The organism is Burkholderia latens (assembly GCF_001718795.1).
GTDB lineage: Bacteria > Pseudomonadota > Gammaproteobacteria > Burkholderiales > Burkholderiaceae > Burkholderia > Burkholderia latens_A.
On sequence record NZ_CP013438.1, the window covers coordinates 2,128,820 to 2,148,478 of the forward strand.

Annotated in this window: 17 protein-coding genes and 2 pseudogenes; 14 read left to right on the forward strand and 5 right to left on the reverse strand. The window is 68.0% G+C overall.

Going from position 1 to position 19,659, the window contains the following annotated elements:
• Nucleotides 1-135 precede the first annotated feature (135 nt).
• Nucleotides 136-729, forward strand: a complete 594-nt coding sequence (locus tag WK25_RS28695) for a hypothetical protein (RefSeq protein ID WP_040138785.1) — start codon at nt 136-138, stop codon at nt 727-729.
• 9 nt (nt 730-738) lie between these two features.
• Here the strand turns inward: WK25_RS28695 and WK25_RS28700 are convergent, their stop codons facing one another.
• Together WK25_RS28700 and WK25_RS28705 are read right to left on the reverse strand one after the other, a co-directional pair.
• Nucleotides 739-1,140, reverse strand: coding sequence for a CopD family protein (locus tag WK25_RS28700; protein ID WP_059548521.1), 402 nt, complete (start codon nt 1,138-1,140; stop codon nt 739-741).
• Nucleotides 1,137-1,445 (reverse strand): DUF3817 domain-containing protein, encoded by a 309-nt coding sequence (locus WK25_RS28705; RefSeq protein ID WP_069243381.1) that lies wholly within the window; start codon nt 1,443-1,445, stop codon nt 1,137-1,139. Before WK25_RS28705 ends, WK25_RS28700 begins: the two co-directional genes overlap by 4 nt.
• Before the next feature lie 106 nt (nt 1,446-1,551).
• Here WK25_RS28705 and WK25_RS28710 point away from each other — a divergent pair, with 106 nt between their 5' ends.
• From WK25_RS28710 to WK25_RS28725, 4 genes are all read left to right on the forward strand, one after another.
• Nucleotides 1,552-2,499, forward strand: coding sequence for a GlxA family transcriptional regulator (locus WK25_RS28710; RefSeq protein WP_069243382.1), 948 nt, complete (start codon nt 1,552-1,554; stop codon nt 2,497-2,499).
• A 67-nt stretch (nt 2,500-2,566) separates the two neighbouring features.
• On the forward strand, nt 2,567-3,487 hold the full coding sequence (locus tag WK25_RS28715) for a LysR family transcriptional regulator (protein ID WP_069243383.1): 921 nt from the start codon (nt 2,567-2,569) through the stop codon (nt 3,485-3,487).
• Between the two features lie 225 nt (nt 3,488-3,712).
• On the forward strand, nt 3,713-4,495 hold the full coding sequence (locus WK25_RS28720; RefSeq protein ID WP_040138789.1) for an ABC transporter substrate-binding protein: 783 nt from the start codon (nt 3,713-3,715) through the stop codon (nt 4,493-4,495).
• 259 nt (nt 4,496-4,754) lie between these two features.
• Nucleotides 4,755-5,870 (forward strand): succinylglutamate desuccinylase/aspartoacylase family protein, encoded by a 1,116-nt coding sequence (locus tag WK25_RS28725; RefSeq protein ID WP_040138790.1) that lies wholly within the window; start codon nt 4,755-4,757, stop codon nt 5,868-5,870.
• A 162-nt stretch (nt 5,871-6,032) separates the two neighbouring features.
• Here WK25_RS28725 and WK25_RS28730 read toward each other — a convergent pair whose 3' ends face one another.
• Entirely contained in the window at nt 6,033-6,839 is an 807-nt protein-coding gene (locus WK25_RS28730; protein WP_040140846.1) for a MetQ/NlpA family ABC transporter substrate-binding protein, read from the reverse strand.
• 308 nt (nt 6,840-7,147) lie between these two features.
• Between WK25_RS28730 and WK25_RS28735 the strand changes: the two genes are divergently transcribed.
• From WK25_RS28735 to WK25_RS28775, 9 genes and pseudogenes are all read left to right on the forward strand, one after another.
• Nucleotides 7,148-8,308 (forward strand): porin, encoded by a 1,161-nt coding sequence (locus WK25_RS28735; RefSeq protein WP_040138791.1) that lies wholly within the window; start codon nt 7,148-7,150, stop codon nt 8,306-8,308.
• A 220-nt stretch (nt 8,309-8,528) separates the two neighbouring features.
• Nucleotides 8,529-8,789, forward strand: a complete 261-nt coding sequence (locus WK25_RS28740; RefSeq protein WP_040138792.1) for a DUF2866 domain-containing protein — start codon at nt 8,529-8,531, stop codon at nt 8,787-8,789.
• A gap of 112 nt (nt 8,790-8,901) precedes the next feature.
• On the forward strand, nt 8,902-9,285 hold the full coding sequence (locus WK25_RS28745) for a DUF6232 family protein (RefSeq protein WP_040138793.1): 384 nt from the start codon (nt 8,902-8,904) through the stop codon (nt 9,283-9,285).
• A gap of 71 nt (nt 9,286-9,356) precedes the next feature.
• Nucleotides 9,357-9,584 (forward strand): hypothetical protein, encoded by a 228-nt coding sequence (locus WK25_RS28750; protein ID WP_040138794.1) that lies wholly within the window; start codon nt 9,357-9,359, stop codon nt 9,582-9,584.
• 238 nt (nt 9,585-9,822) lie between these two features.
• The gene (locus WK25_RS28755) at nt 9,823-12,093 is read left to right on the forward strand and encodes a TonB-dependent hemoglobin/transferrin/lactoferrin family receptor (protein ID WP_069243384.1); all 2,271 of its coding nucleotides are present in this window, start codon (nt 9,823-9,825) and stop codon (nt 12,091-12,093) included.
• 70 nt (nt 12,094-12,163) lie between these two features.
• Nucleotides 12,164-13,255, forward strand: a complete 1,092-nt coding sequence (locus WK25_RS28760; protein ID WP_069243581.1) for a hemin-degrading factor — start codon at nt 12,164-12,166, stop codon at nt 13,253-13,255.
• A complete protein-coding gene (locus tag WK25_RS28765) occupies nt 13,252-14,163 on the forward strand; it encodes a heme/hemin ABC transporter substrate-binding protein (RefSeq protein ID WP_069243385.1) in 912 nt (303 codons plus the stop codon). Before WK25_RS28760 ends, WK25_RS28765 begins: the two co-directional genes overlap by 4 nt.
• Nucleotides 14,164-14,569: 406 nt before the next feature.
• Nucleotides 14,570-15,592: pseudogene (locus WK25_RS28770) on the forward strand (FecCD family ABC transporter permease); the annotation flags it as partial.
• Between the two features lie 77 nt (nt 15,593-15,669).
• A pseudogene (locus tag WK25_RS28775) lies at nt 15,670-16,446 on the forward strand (heme ABC transporter ATP-binding protein); the annotation flags it as partial.
• 36 nt (nt 16,447-16,482) lie between these two features.
• Here WK25_RS28775 and WK25_RS28780 read toward each other — a convergent pair.
• Complete coding sequence (locus WK25_RS28780; RefSeq protein WP_040138798.1) at nt 16,483-17,094, reverse strand: trimeric intracellular cation channel family protein; 612 nt, start codon at nt 17,092-17,094, stop codon at nt 16,483-16,485.
• Nucleotides 17,095-17,102: 8 nt separating this feature from the next.
• Entirely contained in the window at nt 17,103-19,256 is a 2,154-nt protein-coding gene (locus WK25_RS28785; RefSeq protein WP_069243387.1) for a penicillin-binding protein 1A, read from the reverse strand.
• Nucleotides 19,257-19,659: the final 403 nt, after the last annotated feature.

Genomic DNA, 19,659 nt, shown 5'->3' on the forward strand with positions numbered 1-19,659 from the left:
ATGGCCTCATGGCCTGGAAGCGTTCGTTTCCAGGCCTTTTTTGCGGATGCGCGGCAGCGTGTCGCGCTGCGCGAAAACGGCGCGACGCTCATTCGCGCCCGGTGCTACGATCGCGTTTTGCCTTCAGGAGTCGCGATGAATTCACTCGGCATCGTCTCCGAATCGAGCACCCGGACCTCGGCGCGCAAGCCGCCATTCATTCCATCGTTCGGCTTCCACGAAGTGCACGAATCGCAGCCGATCGGCGCGCCGCCCGCGCGCATCATCGATGTCGTCGCATCGCTCGACATGCGCGCCGATCCCGTCATCGACGCGCTGCTGACGGTGCGCGAACTCCCGGCCGCGATCGCCGGCACGCTGCGCAACGCGCCGGCTGCCCCGGAACGCGCGCGCTTCGGCCTGGACGCCTTCACACCGCTTCATCGCGACGACACGTCGCTGTCGCTCGGTCTCATCGGGCGCTTCTGGCGCCCGACGCTCGACGTGCGTTCCATCGCCGACGCCGACGCGTTCGTCCGGCACAACGACCCGCGCGACGCAAAGCTGGTGCTCCGCTTCGAGGTGATCGGACTCGCCGCCGGCGCGCACATCCTGCGCACCGAAACCTTCGTTCACTGCCCGAGCGCACGCACGCGCTGGTTGTTCGCGCCGTACTGGCTCGCTATCCGGCTGGGCAGCGGCTGGATCCGGCGTCGTACGTTAGCGGCCGTCGAGATCGCGCTGGCCTGATTCGCCGCGTCAGAACGGTTTGATCACGGCGAGTCCGACGACGAACGCCATTGCAACGATCACCGCACCGGCCGCCTGCCCGAGCCACGGCACAGGCACGACGACGAGATCGTCGCGCTCCATGCGCCGCAGCGTGCCGCTCAGGATCCCGTGCAGCGCCGACAGCGCGACGACGATCGCGAGCTTCACCGACAGCCACGCGCTGCCGAACCAGTGACCGCTCAGCGCGAGCGCGACACCCGCGCCCCAGACGATCGCGAGCGCGGGCGCCGTCACCGTGCGATCCCAGCGCCGCACCGCGCGATGCACGGCCAGGTTCGCGATGCGGACCGCGACCGACGACAACAACAGCCCGCCGACGAACGTGACGACGGCGACCAGATGCACGGCCTTCAGTATCAGGTAGATCATCGCGCGTGCCGCCTGCGCGCGATCCACGCGGCGCTCGCCAGCCCCACGAACGGCACGACGGCCGACAGCACGAGCCGCGCGACTTCGCCCCTGTTCCACAGCCCGCCCGACGCGGTGCCGACCACCGCCCACACGTACAGCACGAACGCGATGCCGTGCACCGGGCCCACGATCGACACCGCGACCGGATAACCCGCGAGGTGCTTGAGCGGCACGGCTACGCACATCAGCACGATGAGGGTGGTCGCCTCCACCAGCGACAGGTATTGCAGGTTCCGCAACGCGTTGCGATCGTCTTGTTTCATCGGCAGGCCTCCAGATGGTCCGCGGCGATTGTCGCGCGCGGTGCGGGTTCGAGCCATTGGCTAGAATGACATCTTTCAACGGATTCTGGCCACGGCCGCGAACGCCATGCATACGGTCGCCGTTCTCGCTTTGCCCGATGTCGTCCCGTTCGATCTGGGCGTGGCGTGCGACACATTCGCGCGCGTGCGTGCGCCCAACGTCGCGCAGGCGTACCGCGTCCGTGTGTGCAGCGATCGGCCGCGCGTCGGCGGCGACCTGTTCGAGCTGCGCCCGCCGTTTCGCCTCGACGCGCTAGCCGACGCCGACACGATCATGGTCCCCGGCACGTCGGTGCCGCTCGCGCCGACGTCGCGCCGCGTGCTCGACGCGCTGCGCGCGGCGGCCGCGCGCGGCTGCCGGATCGCGTCGATCTGCAGCGGCGCGTTCGTGCTCGCGGAAGCCGGGCTGCTCGACGGCCTGCGCGCGACGACGCACTGGCTCGCGGCCGCCGAACTCGCGCGCCGCTACCCGGACGTCGACGTCGATCCGAACGTGCTGTTCGTCGACAACGGCCGGATTCTGACGTCGGCCGGCGCGGCGGCCGGCCTCGATCTGTGCCTGCACATGATCCAGGCAGACTATGGCGCTGCGGTCGCGGTCGACGCCGCCCGCAGCGCGGTGGCGCCGCGCGTGCGCGAAGGCGGGCAGGCGCAGTTCATCGCACCCGAATGGCCGGCCGGCGGCGACGGACTGCACGACCTGATGGACTGGCTTCAGGCGAACCTGCGCAAGCCGCTGACGCTCGACGCGATCGCGCGCAAGGCGTTGACGAGCGTGCGCACGCTGACGCGGCGCTTCCACGAGCAGACGGGCACGTCGCCGGGACAATGGCTGCAGACCGCGCGCGTGCGTCATGCGCAACAGTTGCTGGAGGTGACCGAATTGTCGATCGAACACGTGGCGACGGAAGCCGGTTTCGGTTCGGTAGGCGCATTTCGCGAACGCTTCGCGCGTATTGTCGGCACGTCGCCGCAGCGCTATCGGCAGGCGTTCCGCGCACGCGCCGATGCGTGACCTTCATCCGGATCGACACCTGAAGCACGCAGCAACAGCCCCCTTTCGCGCCAACCGGACCCGATCGATGACCCGCATCCGCAATCACCTGAACATCGCGCAGCTCCACGCGTTCGTCTCCGCCGCGCATCACAAGAGCCTGCGCGCCGCCGCGCGCGAGCTCGGCGTCACGCAGCCCGCGATCACGCATACGATCCGCGAACTCGAAACGGCGCTGAACGCCGAGCTGCTCGTGCGCAGCGTGCGCGGCGTCGAGTTGACCGCGTGCGGGCACGCGCTGTTGCCGCGCGCGGAACAGCTGCTCGGCGACGTGCGCCGCACCGTCGAGGCCGTCGAACAGGAGAAAGGCGAAATGTCGGGGCGCGTCGCGGTCGGCACGATGCCGTCGATCGCGCTGACCGCGCTGCCGCATGCGGTCACGGCGTTTCGCCGGTCGATGCCGAACGTGAGCCTGCATCTCGAGGAAGTGACGGTGCCCGACGCGCTCGCGCAGCTGCGCAACGGCACGCTCGACATCGCTGCGATGCACCATGTGCCCGCGCTCGACCGCGATTTCACGCAAGTGCCGCTGCTGTCGACCGAATTCACGGTCGTGATGCGCGACGGCCACCCGCTCGCGCACGCGCGCCGGTTAGAGGATTTGCTCGAAGCCGAGTGGATCGTGACCGTCGGCGCCGAACAGTTTCCGCACAGCGTGATGATCGCGATGTTCGAGGCGCGCGGGCTGCCGCTGCCGAAGCGGCTGTTGCGCTCGCCGATGTCGTTCGCGGTGACGCTCGGGCTCGTCGCGCGCTCCGACGTGATCGGCTGCTTCACGCGCCCGCTGGCCGCAATGGTGGCGCCGCTCGGCATCCGCACGGCCGCGCTCGACGAAAGCATGCCGCGCTTCGACCTGTCGATCATCGCGCGCCGCGACCTGCTGCCGACGCCCGCCGTATCGCAATTCGTCACGTGCCTGCAGCGCGCGGTCAACGAAACGCTCGGTTGAATCGTTCCTTGGTCTGAAACGGTCGCGCGGCGCATGCGCGGCCGTCGGTCCGGTATCGGGGCATGTACTAGGCGCCCTGCCGGTATTTTGTCTTGATAATCTTGCGCACGTCGCGCGCCCGCATCGGGCAGGCGAAACGGACAGTCCGGCACGAAACCGCGCCGGGCCGAAGGCTTACGGCGCGGCACAACCGCGCACCCATCGAACAAAACGAGGAGTCACCGAGTGAAAAAGATTCTTGCGGCTGTGACCGTAGCCCTGCTCGCCGTATCGGCCGGCACTGCCTACGCGAAGGACTGGTCGACCGTGCGCTTTGGCGTCGACGCAAGCTACCCGCCTTTCGAGTCGAAAGGCGCTGACGGCAAAGTGGTCGGTTTCGACGTCGATCTCGGCAACGAAATCTGCCGCCGCATCAACGCGAAGTGCGTGTGGATCGAGAACGACTTCGACGGGATGATCCCGGCGCTGAAGGCGCGCAAGTTCGACGGTGTGCTGTCGTCGATGTCGATGACCCCGGCGCGCCAGGAACAGATCGCGTTCTCGTCGAAGCTGTTCAACACGCCGACGCGCCTCGTCACGAAGAAGGGCGCGGGCCTGATGCCGACGGCCGAATCGCTGAAGGGCAAGTCGATCGGCGTCGAGCAAGGCACGATCCAGGAAACCTACGCGAAGACGTACTGGGCGCCGAAGGGTGTCACGGTCGTGCCGTACCAGAACCAGGACCAGGTCTACGCCGACCTGATCTCGGGCCGTCTGGACGGCGCGCTGCAGGACGCGGTGCAGGCTGAAATCGGCTTCCTGAAGACGCCGCGCGGCGCGAACTTCGATTTCGCCGGCAAGGACATCGACGATCCGAAGACGCTCGGCAACGGCGCCGGCATCGGCCTGCGCAAGGAAGACACCGACCTGAAGGCGAAGATCGACGGCGCAATCGCCGCGATGCGCAAGGACGGCACGTACCAGAAGATTGCGAAGAAGTACTTCGATTTCGACGTGTACGGCAAGTAATACCGCGTAAAAGCGCGCTTCTCATCCGCGCACACGGGCTCCGCAAGGAGCCCGTTTTTTTTGCGCCCGCGCGCCGCGAAGCGCGCCGATGCGCGTCGGGGAACGGCCGCGCCTGCGTTATTTTTTACGCGTCAACCCGATGATTCGAAAAGGAAAATGACGTGCCCGGGAACCGGTTTGATAGGTTCGCGCAAGGCAACGTACAATCGATCTTCCACGCATACCGGATCACTCGCGGCTGCGCCGCCCTCCCCTCATCATGCAAACGCAGACCCATCCGCTGATTTCCCCCGCCATCGGCACCCAACGCCAGATCACCAGCTTTCACTACGGCCCGCGCGGCGGCAAGAAGGTCTACATCCAGTCGTCGCTGCACGCGGACGAGCTGCCCGGCATGCTGGTCGCCGCGCTGTTGCGTCGCAAGATCGCCGCGCTCGAGACGGCCGGCAAGCTGCGCGGCGAAGTGGTGATCGTGCCGGTGCCGAATCCGATCGGTCTGTCGCAGCATGTGTTCGGCGATCACCTTGGCCGCTTCGAGCTCGGCTCGATGCAGAACTTCAACCGCAATTTCCACGATCTCGCCGCGCTCGTGCTGCCGCGCATCGAGAGCCGGCTGACGAACGACGCGCAGCGCAACGTCGCCGCGGTACGCGCCGCGATGCGCGAGGCGCTCGACGAACAAAAGCCGCGCACCGAGCTCGAATCGCAGCGCCTCGCGCTGCAAAAGCTGTCGTTCGACGCCGACATCGTGCTCGACCTGCATTGCGACAACGACGCGGTGATGCATCTGTACACGAATCCCGACCTGTGGGAAGACGTCGAGCCGCTGGCCCGCTACCTCGATGCGCAGGCGTCGCTGCTCGCGCTGAACTCGGTCGGCAATCCGTTCGACGAGATCCACAGCTTCTGCTGGTCGGATCTGCGCAACCGCTTCGGCGACCGTTTCCCGATCCCGAACGGCGCGATTTCGGTCACGGTCGAACTGCGCAGCGAGCGCGACGTGTCGTACGAGTTCGCGGAAAAGGATTCGCAGGCGATCGTCGAATACCTGACCGAGCGCGGCGTGATCGACGGCACGCCCGCCCCGCTGCCGCCGCTCGCGCATCCGGCCACGCCGCTCGCGGGCACCGATCCTCTCGTTGCGCCGGTCTCCGGCGTGATCGTGTTCCGCACGCCGGTCGGCGCGTGGATCGAGGCCGGCCAGGAAGTGGCCGACATCGTCGATCCGCTCAGCGATCGCGTGATCTCGCTGAAGAGCAGCGTATCCGGCGTGCTGTACGCGCGCCAGGTCGTGCGCTTCGCGACGGCCGGGATGGAAGTCGCGCGCATCGCCGGTGCGACGCCGATCCGCACCGGGTCGCTGCTGTCGGCCTGAGCAAGCGCCGGGCTCCTTCGGCCGCCGGCCGTGCGCGGCATCGCCGCGCGCACCAATGAAATCGCCCGCTTGCGCGGGCGATTTGCATTTCGGTTTCGCGTGATGCGCGATGCCTGGCGGCATGGCGGCCGCGGGCGCGGCTCGCGTGGGGGGTGCCGGCGTTCAGAACGCCGGCACGATCGCGCCGCCGAATTTCTGGTCGATGAACTTGCGCACGTCGTCCGATTCATAGGCCGCGACGAGCTTCTTCACCCAGGGCTTGTCCTTGTCCTGCGCGCGCACGGCGATCAGGTTCGCGTACGGCCCGCGCAGGTCCTCGATCGCGATCGCATCCTTCACCGGCGTGAGCCCGGCCTTCACCGCGTAGTCGGTGTTGATCGACGCGGCATCGAGATCCGGCAGCGCGCGCGGCAATTGCGCGGCGTCGAGCTCGACGATCCGGATTTTCTTCGGATTCTCGGCGACGTCGAGCGGCGTCGCGTTCACGCCGTTCGTGCCGACACCCGGCTTCAGCTTGATCACCCCGTATTTCTGCAACAGCAGCAGCGCACGGTTGCCGTTCGACGGATCGTTCTGGATCCCGACCTTCGCGCCCGCCGGCAAATCCTTCAGCGACTTCAGCTTCTTCGAATAGAAGCCCATCGGCGCCGTATACGTCAGCCCGACATTGACGATCTTGTAGCCGCGCTGCTTGATCTGGCTGTCGAGAAACGGCTGGTGCTGGAAACCGTTCGCGTCGAGGTCGCCCGCGTCCAGCGCCGCATTCGGCTGCACGTAGTCGTTGAATTCGATGACCTTGATCGCGAGGCCTTCGCGTGCGGCGACTTTCGTCACCTCGGTCCAGATCTGCGCGTCGGGGCCGCTCATCGTGCCGATCTTCAGCGTCTGCGAATCGGCGTGCGCGCCGGGCGCGGCAAAGGCCAGCGCGGCGGCAAGCGCGCCGAGGCCGGTCAGGATCGAACGTCGCATGGTGTCCTCTTGTCCCGTGTCGTTGTTGAAGCGCGCATCGTGGCACGGCGCCGCAGCGGCACCAACCAAGCTTATTTCATGTGCATATTCCGGACCCCGATCGAATCTCAGGCGGAATCGGTATAACTCCCCGCTGTACAACCGGGGCAAAATCCAGTGTCGCATCGGCACCACACATTCGTCATATGACAGTCGCTGTCATATTCATTACGTGGCCCGCCGATAAAGTTGCGACCGGTCCGTGAAAGCGCCCATAGAGAGCGCCGGAACCGCAACTGGACACGCCATTCATTCGCTCGGAGAATCCTTTGAACAAGAAACTGTTGACCATCGCCATCCTCGCAGCAACGGCCGGCGCGGCACACGCACAAAGCAGCGTCACCCTGTACGGCGTGATCGACGCCGGTATCAGCTACGTGAACCACAGCAAGACCGCCAACGGCGGCAGCGGCAAGCTGTTCAAGTACGACGACGGCGTGGCCCAGGGCAGCCGCTGGGGCCTGCGCGGTACCGAAGACCTCGGTGGCGGCCTGAAGGCGATCTTCGTGCTCGAAAACGGCTTCAACAGCGGCAACGGCACGATCGGCCAGGGCGGCGCGATCTTCGGCCGTCAGGCTTACGTCGGCCTGAGCCAGGCGCAATACGGCACGGTCACGTTCGGCCGCCAGTACTCGTTCTCGACCGACATCCTCGGTTCGAACTACTCGACCGGCGGCAACACGGTCGCGGGCAACTACGCTTACCACGTGAACGACATCGACCAGCTGACGTCGAGCCGCATCAACAACTCGGTGAAGTTCCAGAGCGCGAACTACGCCGGCTTCACGTTCGGCGCGTTGTACGGCTTCTCGAACTCGACCGACTTCGCTGGCGCACCGGCGACGACGACGGGCACCACGACGACGGCCGGTTCGTCGCGCGCATACAGCTTCGGCCTGAACTACGCGAACGGCCCGTTCGCGCTCGGCGCCGCCTACACGGACATCCGCTTCCCGAGCCAGTCGACGCCGGCATTCTCGACGTCGATCGCGAACATCGCGCTGACGAACATCCGCGACCTGCGCACGTACGGCGTCGGCGGCCGCTACATCTTCGGCCCGGCAACGGCATGGCTGCTGTGGACGCGCACGCAGTTCACGCCGATCGCCTCGGGGGCATCGGGCACGTTCTACAACGCATACGAAGCAGGCGTGAAGTATGCGATCACGCCGGCGCTGTCGGCAGCAGCAGGCTACACGTACACGAACGCAACGCAAAGCGGCAGCTCGGCGCACTGGAACCAGGGCAACCTGGGCCTGGACTACGCGCTCAGCAAGCGTACCGACGTGTACGGCCTGGTCGTGTACCAGAAGGCATCGGGCAACAACGTGCAGGCGCAGATCGGCTCGAGCACGAGCTACTTCAACACGTCGGGCAACGGTTCGTCGAACCAGCTGGCCGCTCGTGTCGGTATCCGTCACAAGTTCTAAAGCATTCGCCTGACTGGCCGCTCCTCACGCGGATCACGACGGTAACAGGCGCCCCGCTCCGGCGGGGCGCTTTTTTATGGGCTTTTAAGTTTCGCTTAATTCTGGGCTGAGAGGATGCTCTCACCCCCCCTGTTGGCCGCCTGAGCACCGGCGGCTTTTTTTTTGAGACCCTCTACGGCACCGCCATCAGATTGCCTACAAGCCAGGATCGGAGGCCACGATGATCGAAGATTCCGTTTTCAGCCATCTGCACGCGATTCTGACGCGCCAGCATTCGCTTCCCGTCCAGAGCTGCCGCGTGTCGGTGGAAATGCAGCGCCCGTGGGGCCGCCCGTACCGGCTCGTCGAATGGACGATGCATCTCGACGCGCCCGCGCGGCGCCAGATCGTGCCGGCAGAATCGACCGACGAAGAAATCGCCGAGGTCGTCGCATCGCACGTGCCGGGCCGACTGTACGGCGACGGCCGGCTGCAGTTCTGACGCCCCGCTTTCCGCCGCCACGCGCGGCCCGCACGCATCGTGCGGCACTCGGTCTCGTTTGACGCGGCAACGAAGTCTGCTACGCTGCGCGTTTTCGTCCACGCACCACACGATGGAAAACGCATTCAACGAACGCGGCGTGATGGTCACGCGCAACGGCCTGTCGGCCGCCGGGCAAGTCTTCCCGCTGCGTGACATCCGCGACGTCGACGTCGTCAAGATCCCGAAGAATCGTCTCGTGCCGTCGCTGATCTCGCTGATCGGCGTGGCCACCGCCATCGCCGGCGGCATCGGCGCATCGAGCGCCGCGCTCGTCGTCGGCGTGATGCTCGCCGTCGTCGGCTACCTTGCCTGGACCACGCAGGACGTCACGTACCGGCTGATGGTCGAAATGCCGGACGGCAAGCGTGAAGCGCTGTCGAGCGTCGACGCCGCGTTCGTCGAACGTGTCGCGCAGGTCGTGCGCGACGCCCGTTCCACCACGTCCGCCGGCTGATTTCCGCTCGGCGCGCCGACCGCCTACCATGAAATGAGCGGCCCGCCGCCGCATCGTTCGAGGAGGTCGGCATGAACGCCCAATCGCTGTCCGGCATGCTGCGCGCGCAGGAACTGCTGCTCGTCTCGATGATCCGCACGCTGCCGCCCGACGGGCGCCGCGCGCTCGTCGACCTCTACGCCGAACAGCTCGCATTCGCCGAGCAGGCCGGCTTCGAAGGCCACGGCGATCGCGCGACGCACGACGCATTCATCGCCCACGCACGCAATCTGCTGATTCGCATCGAATCCCTCGCCTGACAGCCCCATTCTCCCTGGTCGGCTTCCTGCGCGAATCGCCCGAGCCGCGCCGGTCGCGCGCGTCCGTGCACTCGCCGCCTTTCGTTCTTGTACTGATAATCATTCTCATTTAGACTGCTGCAGTTATCAGTTGCCTTTCAATTCGCCGTTCGTCGCGTGTCGCGCGCGAACGGGCCAGCCAGGTGAACGCGTCACCCAGCCAGCCTTCGGGCTAGTCATCGTTAATGGGAGACCACCTGTGCATTGCTATCCGCTGGCGCGGCGGCCGATCTGCGCCGCGCTGTTCGGCGCGTTCGGCCTGTCCGCCGCCCCGGCTTGCGCCGATTCGTCGGCTCAACACGCCAACCAGCCCTCCACCGCCGCCGTTGCCGCGTCCCCGCGCAGCGGCGCGGCGCTGCTCGACCCCGTCACCGTCACGGCAACCCGCACCGCCACCGCGACGAGCCGCACGGCCGCGTCCGTGTCGGTGATCACCGACGACGATCTGGACGAACAGCAGGCCGCCAACATCAAGGACGCGCTGCGCTACGAGCCCGGCGTCACGGTGCGCCGCACCGCGTACCGCCCCGGCAGCGCCGCGCTCGGCGGCGGCCGGGACGGCGATTCGAGCATCAACATCCGCGGCCTCGAGGGCAATCGCGTGCTGCTGATGGAAGACGGCATTCGCCTGCCGAGCGCATTTTCGTTCGGCCCGCTCGAAGCCGGGCGTGGCGACTACGCCGATCTCGACACGCTCAAGCGCATCGAGATCCTGCGCGGGCCGGCGTCGGCGCTGTACGGCAGCGATGGGCTGACCGGTGCGGTGAACTTCATCACGAAGGATCCGCGCGACCTGCTGTCGATCTACGGCAAGCCCCGCTACTTCGCGTTCCGGCCGAGCTACGACTCGGCCGACCGCAGCGTCGGCGCGACCGTGACGGCCGCCGCCGGCAACGATCGCGTGCAGGGAATGATCATCGCCGATGGGCGGCGCGGCCACGAAATCGACACGCGCGGCAGCAACAACTCGGCGGACACGCTGCGCACGACATCGAATCCTCAGGACGTCTATTCGGAATCGCTGCTCGGCAAGCTGGTGCTGACGCCCACCGCGCGCGACACGATCAGGTTCACCGCCGAAACCGTGCAGCGGCGCGTGAGCACCGACGTGCTGTCGGCGCTCAATCCGCCGAACACGCTCGGCCTCACGACCCGCGATCGGCTCGAACGCAACCGCTTCAGCGTCGATTACGACCTCCGCGACGATGCAGTCCGCTGGTTCCAGAACGCGCACGTGCAGTTCTACTACCAGGACGCGAAGCAGGATCAATACGCGTTCGAGACGCGCGGCGCGCCGCTGAAATCGCGTTCGCGCGACAACCAGTACAAGGAGCGCACGTTCGGCGGCTCCGCATTCGCCGAAAGCGGCTTCTCGACCGGCCCGTTCGCGCACAAGCTGCTGTACGGTGTCGACGGCAGCTTGTCGCGCGTGACGAACCTGCGCGACGGCACGGTGCCGGGCGTTGGCGAAGCGTTCCCGAACAAGGCGTTTCCCGATACCGATTACACGCTGTTCGGCGCATTCGTGCAGGACCGGATCGGCTACGGCCGCCTGCTCGTCACGCCGGGCCTGCGCTTCGACACGTACCGGCTGAGCCCAACCGGAAACGATCCGCTGTTCACCGGCAAGGCCGTGTCGACGAGCGCGAACGAAGTGTCGCCGCGCGTCTCGGTGCTGTACGAAATCACGCCCGCGCTGATCCCGTACGTGCAGTATGCGCACGGCTTCCGCGCGCCGACGTCCGATCAGGTGAACAGCAGCTTCTCCAATCCGGTGCACGGCTACACGTCGATCGGCAACCCGAGTCTGAAGCCGGAGACGAGCGACACGTTCGAAGCGGGCCTGCGCGGCAACGCCGGCACCGGTTACGGCGTCGTGCGCTACAGCGCGGCCGCGTTCACCGGCCGCTACCGCAACTTCGTCTCGCGCACGACGATCGCGGGCAGCGGCCGACCGGCCGACCCGTTCGTATTCCAGTACGTGAACTTCGCCGACGCGCGGATCCACGGCCTCGAGGGCCGCGCCGAATGGGTGATGCCGAACGGCGTCACGCTGAAGACGGCGATGGCGTTCACGAAGGGCTCGACGCAGAACAATGGCGCGGCGAGCCAGCCGCTCAACACCGTCAACCCGTTCTCCGCCGTGTTCGGCGTGCGCTATGAGCCGACCGAGCGCTGGATCGTGCAGAGCGACCTGCTGTTCCAGGCCGCGAAACGCGACAACGACATCGACAAGTCCGACTGCTCGAACAAGACTTGCTTCGCACCGCCGTCGTCGTTCGTCGTCGACCTGCGCGCCGGCTACCGCTTCAACAAGCACGTGAGCGCGACGATCGGCATTCGCAACCTGTTCGACCGCAAGTACTGGAACTGGTCCGACGTACGCGGAATCGCGGCCGATTCGCAAGTGCTCGACGCGTACACGTCGCCCGGCCGCACCGTGGCCGTCAGCATGAAGGTGGATTTCTGATGCTCGTTCCGATGTTCCGATGCGCGCCGTCACGCGTTCCTGCCCCAACCGTTACCTGAAGGAGTCCGACATGATGCATTCCGCCCTTCCCGGTCAGCCGGCCGCGCCGGCCCGCGCGGCCGCCGCGCTGCGCGACGCGTTCGTCAGGCTGAAAGCCGAACGCCAGCTGCGCAACCGCGACGTCGCGCACGCGCTCGGCGTAAGCGAAGGCGAAGCGCTCGCCGCGTTCGTCGGCGAACACGTGGTGCGGCTCGACGCACGATTTCCGGCGATGTTCGAGGAAATGCCGCGCCTCGGCCGCGTGATGGCGCTCACGCGCAACGACGCGGCCGTCCACGAAAAGGACGGCGCATATGCGCAGATGAGCCATGACGGCCCCGTCGGCCTCGCGCTCGGCGACATCGATCTGCGCATTTTCTATCGTCACTGGGCGTCCGCGTTCGCGGTGCGCGACGAAACCGCGCACGGTGCACTGAAGAGTCTGCAGTTCTTCGACGCACATGGTCATGCGATCCACAAGGTCTACCTGCGCGCGCACAGCGATCACGCCGCGTACGATGCGTTCGTCGAGCGCTGGCGCGCGGCATCGCAAGAGCCGGGGCTCGACGTCGCGCCCGCCGCGCGGAAAACGCCCGAGCGGGCAGACACCGAGATCGACGTCGCGGGCTTTCGCGCCGCGTGGGACGCAATGACCGACACGCACCAGTTCTTCGGCATCACGCGGCGCTTCGGCGTGAGCCGCATGCAGGCGCTGCGTCTCGCCGATCCGCGGTATGCATATCCGGTCGAAGCCGCGCGTGCGCTGCGGCACGTGCTCGAACAGGCCACCCGCAGCGGCCAGCCGATCATGGTGTTCGTCGGCAATGCGGGGATGATTCAGATCCACACGGGCGCCGTCGCGAACGTGCGCGAGGTCGGCGCGTGGATCAACGTGCTCGACCCCGGCTTCAACCTGCACGTGCGCGAAGACCTGATCGCCGCCGCATGGGTCGTAAAGAAGCCGACGAGCGACGGTATTGTCACGTCGCTCGAACTGTTCGATCGCCAAGGCGACCACGTTGCGCTGCTGTTCGGCGAACGCGAGCCGGGTCACGCCGAACGCGACGACTGGCGCGGGCTCGTCGCGACGTTGCCGTCCGCGGTGCGCGGAGGTGCACGGTGAGCGCGCGATCGTTCGTGCCGCGACGCCGCATCGTGCTCGCGAGCGCGGTCGCCGGTGCGCTCACGGGTGCGCTGGCCGGCCGAGCGCTAGCGCAAGCCGCGCCGAAGCGCGTGGTCGTGATCGGCGGTGCGCTTGCGGAAGCCGCGTTCGCGCTCGGTGGCGGCGACACGCGCGGCTTCCGGCTCGTCGGCACCGACACGACTTGCACGTACCCGGATGCCGCGAAGCGTCTGCCGAAGGTCGGCTACCAGCGCGCACTTTCGGCCGAGGGACTGTTGTCGCTGCGTCCCGATCTGGTGCTCGCGTCGGCGGAAGCCGGGCCGCCCGCCGCGATCGCGCAGGTAAGAAGCGCGGGCGTCGCGGTGACCACGTTCGACGAACGCCACGACGTCGAATCGGCGCGCGCGAAGATCACGGGCGTCGCGCGGGCGCTCGACGCGCGTGATGCGGGCGCCGCGCTACTGGAACGCTTCGATCGAGACTGGCAAGCTGCGCGCGAAGCGGTCGCCGCACGACCGCCGGGCAGTGCCGCGCAACAGCAGCGCGTGCTGTTCGTGCTGAATCACACCGGCAATCAGGCGCTCGTCGCCGGCCAGCGCACGGCCGCCGACGCAATGATTCGCTACGCCGGTGCGCGCAACGCGATGCAAGGCTTCGATCACTACAAGCCGCTGACGACCGAAGCGCTCGCCGCCGCCGCGCCCGATGTCGTACTGATCTCCGACGAAGGACTCGCAGCCGTCGGCGGGCGCGCCGCGCTGCTCGCCTCGCCGGGGTTCGGCGCGACGCCGGCCGGCCGCGCGCAACGCGTCGTGTCGCTGGATGCGCTGCTTCTGCTCGGGTTCGGCCCGCGCCTGCCGCTCGCTGTCACGACCCTGCACCGACGGCTGTCGGATGCGCTCGCCTGATTCCGGAGTTGCGTCGATGGGTGCCGATGCTTCGACTTTCAACGCGCCGTCGCCAGCCTACCGTGCTTGTGCCAACGCCGGTCTTGGTGCTGGTGGTGCTGGTGGTGGTGGTGCTGGTGCTGGTGCTGGTGCCGGTGCTCGTGCCAGTGCTGCCATTGCTGCCAGTGCTGCCGCCGATGCCGGTGCAACCACCACCGCCGGTGCAACCACCACCGCCGGTGCTGCCGCCGCTGCTGGTGCTGGTGCTGGTGCTGGTGCTGGTGCTGGTGCTGGTGCTGGTGCCGGTGCTGGTGCCGGTGCTGGTGCCGGTGCTAGTGCTGGCGCCGCGGCCGGTGCTGCCACCGCTGCCGGTGCTGCCACCACTGCTGGTGCTGCCACCGCTGCCACCGCTGCCGCCGCCCGTGTCGCCACTTCGCGCCGCGTTGCGCCGTTCGCGCTCGCGGCACTCGCCTTCCTCGTGTGCGTCATGTCCGCCGTCGCGCTGTGCGTGGGCGCGTACCGCATTCCGTTCGCGCAAGCGTGGGCCGCGCTTGCCGGCGATCCGTCGGCACAACAAGCGCGCGCGGTGCTGCTCGACATCCGCGCACCGCGTGTCGCGCTCGCGTTGCTCGTCGGCGGCGGCTTCGGCGCGGCCGGCGCCGCGATGCAGGCGCTGTTTCGCAATCCGCTCGCCGATCCCGGGCTCGTCGGCGTGTCGAGCGGTGCGGCGCTCGGCGCAACCGCGACGATCGTGCTCGGCCCAGCACTGTTCGCCGCGCACGCAAGCGCGACCGTCCTGCCTGTTGCCGCGTTCGCAGGCGCGCTTGCGGTGGCGGCGCTCGTCTACCGGCTCGCGGCGTCGCGCGGCCGGCTCGCGCTTCCGCTGCTGCTTCTCGCCGGCATCGCAATCAACGCGCTCGTCGGCGCAGCGATCGGCTTGCTCACGTTCGTCGCCGACGACGCGCAATTGCGTTCGCTGACCTTCTGGAGCCTCGGCAGCCTCGGCGGCGCGCAATGGTCCGCGCTCGCGGCCGTCGCACCGTGTGTCGCGATCGGCTGCGTGCTGCTCGCGCGCGACCGTGACGCGCTGAATGCATTGCAACTCGGCGAAACGGAAGCGTTGCACCTCGGCGTGCCCGTGCAGCGGCTCAAGCGGCGCGTGCTCGTCGCGGTCGCGCTTGCGGTCGGCGCGCTCGTGTCGTGCGCGGGAATCATCGGGTTCATCGGGCTCGTCGCGCCGCACTGCGTGCGTCTCGCGTGCGGCCCCGATCAGCGCACCGTGCTGCCCGGCGCCGCGCTGCTCGGCGCGCTGCTGACGCTCACCGCCGATCTCGCCGCGCGCACCGTCGCCGCGCCGGCCGAGATTCCGCTCGGCGTGCTGACCGCGCTGCTCGGTGCACCTTTCTTTCTCGCGCTTCTGTGGAAAAGCCGCGGCGCCCTCGGTGGCTGACCCGTGCTCCATTCATCATGCTGACCGCCCATCATCTTGACGTCGCCCGCCGGCATCGCGCCGTTCTGCGCGACCTATCGCTGTCGATCGAACCCGGCCGCGTGACCGCGCTGCTCGGCCGCAACGGTGCGGGCAAGAGCACGCTGCTGAAGGCCCTGGCGGGCGAACTGACCGGCCGCATCGCGGCCAATGGCGTGCACGTGAGCGGCGACATCACGCTGAACGGCGAACCGCTCGCACGCATCGACGCGCCGCGGCTCGCGTGCCTGCGCGCGGTGCTCCCGCAAGCTGCACAGCCGGCGTTTCCGTTCAGCGTCGACGAAATCGTGCTGCTCGGCCGCTTTCCGCATGCGCGGCCAAGCGGCGCGACGCACGCGATCGCGCGCCGCGATCGGGACCGCGACATCGCATGGCAGGCGCTCGAACGCGCCGGCGCCGATACGCTCGTCGGCCGCGACGTGACGACGCTGTCGGGCGGCGAACTCGCCCGCGTGCAGTTCGCGCGAGTGCTCGCGCAGCTGTGGCCCGACGAAGACGCGAAGGACACACAGCCGCGCTATCTGCTGCTCGACGAGCCGACTGCGGCACTCGACCTCGCGCATCAGCATCGTTTGCTCGATACCGTGCGCTCGGTCGCGCGCGAATGGACGCTCGGCGTGCTCGCGATCGTTCACGATCCGAACCTCGCTGCGCGGCACGCCGATACGATCGCGCTGCTCGCCGACGGCACGATCGTCGCGCACGGAGCGCCGCGCGACGTGATGACGCCCGCGCATATCGCGCACTGCTACGGCTTCGCGGTGAAGATCGTGGAAACGGGCGATGGCGCGCCGCCGGTCATGGTGCCGGCGTAGCGCGCGTGAATTACCGTATCCGGTCGCCGACGCCGCTCAGCGTTCGACATCCGCGACACCGAACGTGCGCATCTTCCACCCGAGCCGCACGGCCAGCATCCGCATCGAGAAGCCAGCCGTCAACGCGGCTGCCGTCGCGATACCCGAGCCGATGCCGAGATGCTGGATGCCCACATAGAGCGTGCCCGTGAAGAACGCAACGCTCGCATACAGTTCGTCGCGCAGAATCAGCGGCATCTCGTTGCACAGCAGGTCGCGCAGCATCCCGCCGCACACGCCGGTGATCGCGCCGGCCAGCACGACGATGATCGGCGCGGTGCCCGCCGCCGCGCCGATGTCGCAGCCGATGATCGTGAACGCCGCAAGGCCGACCGCATCCACGGTGACGAACAGCGTCTTCATCCGCGCGACGTGCCGCGCGGCCCACGATGCGACGGTCGCCGCGACAAGCGTGATCACCAGATACTCCGGATGCGCGATCCAGCCGAGCGGATAGTGGCCGAGCAGCACGTCGCGCACGGTGCCGCCGCCGAGCGCCGTCACCGCGCCGACGAGCGCGAGCCCGAAGCGATCCATTCCGCGCCGCATGCCCATCAGCGCACCCGACATCGCTTCCGCGACGATCGCAATCAGATAAAGCGTATGCATCGCGCGCCTCAGTCGTCGATACGGAACAGGTCGAGCACGCGCTCGCGCTCGGCCGCGTCGACGGCGGCTGGCATCGGCTCGTCGCGCTCGTTGCGCTCGTTGCGTTTGCCGCGGTCGGCCGCGGCGTCAGGCGCATCGACGGCCGCCGCACCGCCGCAGGCGAAGCGGCTGCGGATATACGCCGGCACGTCCGCCGTGCACGCGCCGCGCGTGTATTCGGCATAGACGAAATCGCCGTCGACGAGCGCGACGTCCTGCGGCGGCGTCGCCGCGACAGGCGTACGTCCGTCGACGGCCGTCTTCATGTAGTCGAGCCAGACCGGCAGTGCGAGCGTCGCGCCGGTTGCGCGTCCCATCGGGCGTGGCGTGTCGTAGCCGAGCCATGCGACCGCGACGATCCCCGACGAATAGCCGGCGAACCACACGTCCTTCGACCCGTTCGACGTGCCGGTCTTGCCGGCCGCGTCGTCACGACGCAGCGCGAGTGCGCCGCGCGCGGTACCGCTGCGCACGACATCGCGCAGCATGCTGTCCATCACGAACGCGTTGCGCGCCGACACGACGCGCTCGCCCGCAGGCGCCGACGCGTCGTACAGCGCGCCGCCATGACGCTGCTTCACCGACACGATCAACCGGGGCACCATCCGCGTCCCGCCGTTCGCGAACACGCCGTACGCGCTCGCGAGTTCGAGCGGCGTCACGGCGCCCGCACCGAGCGCGAGCGGCAGTGACGCCGGATTGCGCTGCGCATCGAAACCGAAGCGGATCGCGTGCTGCTGCACGTACCGTGCATCCGCTGCCTGCATCAGGTTGACCGCGACGAGGTTCTTCGAGCGCACGAGCCCGCGCCGCACCGGGATGAAGCCTTCGTAACGGTTGCCGTAATTGCGCGGACGCCACGGCCGTGCGCCGGTTTCCGCATGTGTGAGCGTGCGCTGCGTGTCGTCCACGAGCACCCCCGGGAAATAGCCCTTCTCCAGCGCCGCCGAATAGACGAACGGTTTGAAGCTCGATCCCGGCTGGCGATACGCCTGCAACGCGTGATCGAACACGTTGCGGTGGAAGTCCGCGCCGCCGACGAGCGCAAGCATGTCGCCCGTCGCGGCATCGAGCGACACGAGCGCACCGTCGAGGCCGTGGCGCGTATCGCGCGTCGCGCGCGACTGGCGGCTCAGCGTGCGCTCGAGCGCGGCTTCGGCCGCGCGTTGGTCGCGCATCGAGATCGTCGTGGTCACGTCGAGGCCGAGCGTATACGCGTCGTCGTGGAAGCGCTCGACCATGATCCGGCGCGCGCGCTCCGCCGCGTACGGTGCGGCGACGATGCCGGGCGGCGGCGTGCTCGCCAGGACGATCGGCGCGTCGAGCGCCGCGCGGTAGGCCGCATCGTCGAGTTCGCCGAGCGCATGCATGCGGCCGAGCACGTAATTGCGTCGCGCGGTCGCGCGCGCCGGATTCACGACCGGGTTGAATGCGGACGGCGCCTTCGGCAGCCCGGCGAGCACGGCCGCTTCGCCGGCGCTCAACGCGTCGAGCGGCTTGCCGAAATACACGTTCGCGGCGGCTGCGAACCCGTATGCGCGCTCGCCGAGATAGATCTGGTTCATGTACAGCTCGAGCAGCTTGTCCTTGCCGTATTCGCGCTCGAGCTTGATCGCCATCAGGATCTCGGCGAGCTTGCGGCTCAGCACCTTGTCGCGCGTGAGGTAGAAGTTGCGCGCGACCTGCATCGTGATCGTGCTGCCGCCCTGCCCTGGCTGCCCGGTCACGACGTTCGCGAACGTCGCGCGCGCAAGCCCGCCGATATCGACGGCGCCATGCTGGTAGAACTTCGCGTCCTCGGCCGCGAGCAGCGCGCGCCGCATCAACGGCGGAATCCGTTCGAGCGGCACGAATTCGCGACGCTCGACGCCGTATTCCGCCAGCAGTTCGCCATCCCGCGAGAAGATCCGCAGCGGCAGCGCGGGACGGTACACGGCCAGGTGTTCGACGGACGGCAATTGCGTCCAGATCCGGTCGATCGTCCATGCACCGATGCCCGCACATGCGATCGTCAAGCCGAGCAGCGCACCGGCGAACACGCGCCACATGCGGCGGCGCGGCGACGCGGGCGGCGGAGCCGACGGCGGTTCAGAAGGCGGCGGGTTGGCGGTGCGGTCGGTCATGCTGGCTCCTTCTTCGATGCGGCGTCAGACGAGCGACGAAGTAACGCTCGTCGATCGCGGAAAGGCGCGCATTGTCGAAGGGATGCCCGAATACCGGAACATTCTTTAGCCAAAGTTTGGCTGGCTAAATTTTCTTTAGGAAAGACGGGCGGCCCTGTTCACGCCGCGCGTGCGGACTCCCGCACGCCGTCACGACGGGTCGACCGGCACGTGAGCCGGATTGCTCGTACCAGCGTCTGATGTTCGATCGATACCGCGACCGGCGGAGCCTCGTTCCCGACGGCAGCCCGATCCTGAACGGGCGCCGCGGCGTGCTGCCCGTCGTCAGGCACGCGCGGGCCGCGATGTCGAGGGCCGCGCTGCCGACCGCGTAGCGCGGCCCCTGCGCTACGCGTCTCCCGCA

Coding starts and splice junctions, on each gene's coding strand:
- WK25_RS28780 (WP_040138798.1), bottom strand. CDS start 17,094: ATGCATACGCTTTATCTGATTGCGATCGTCGCGGAAGCGATGTCGGGT.
- WK25_RS28760 (WP_069243581.1), top strand. CDS start 12,164: ATGATGCATTCCGCCCTTCCCGGTCAGCCGGCCGCGCCGGCCCGCGCG.
- WK25_RS28695 (WP_040138785.1), top strand. CDS start 136: ATGAATTCACTCGGCATCGTCTCCGAATCGAGCACCCGGACCTCGGCG.
- WK25_RS28725 (WP_040138790.1), top strand. CDS start 4,755: ATGCAAACGCAGACCCATCCGCTGATTTCCCCCGCCATCGGCACCCAA.
- WK25_RS28730 (WP_040140846.1), bottom strand. CDS start 6,839: ATGCGACGTTCGATCCTGACCGGCCTCGGCGCGCTTGCCGCCGCGCTG.
- WK25_RS28785 (WP_069243387.1), bottom strand. CDS start 19,256: ATGACCGACCGCACCGCCAACCCGCCGCCTTCTGAACCGCCGTCGGCT.
- WK25_RS28710 (WP_069243382.1), top strand. CDS start 1,552: ATGCATACGGTCGCCGTTCTCGCTTTGCCCGATGTCGTCCCGTTCGAT.
- WK25_RS28700 (WP_059548521.1), bottom strand. CDS start 1,140: ATGATCTACCTGATACTGAAGGCCGTGCATCTGGTCGCCGTCGTCACG.
- WK25_RS28745 (WP_040138793.1), top strand. CDS start 8,902: ATGGAAAACGCATTCAACGAACGCGGCGTGATGGTCACGCGCAACGGC.
- WK25_RS28750 (WP_040138794.1), top strand. CDS start 9,357: ATGAACGCCCAATCGCTGTCCGGCATGCTGCGCGCGCAGGAACTGCTG.
- WK25_RS28740 (WP_040138792.1), top strand. CDS start 8,529: ATGATCGAAGATTCCGTTTTCAGCCATCTGCACGCGATTCTGACGCGC.
- WK25_RS28715 (WP_069243383.1), top strand. CDS start 2,567: ATGACCCGCATCCGCAATCACCTGAACATCGCGCAGCTCCACGCGTTC.
- WK25_RS28705 (WP_069243381.1), bottom strand. CDS start 1,445: ATGAAACAAGACGATCGCAACGCGTTGCGGAACCTGCAATACCTGTCG.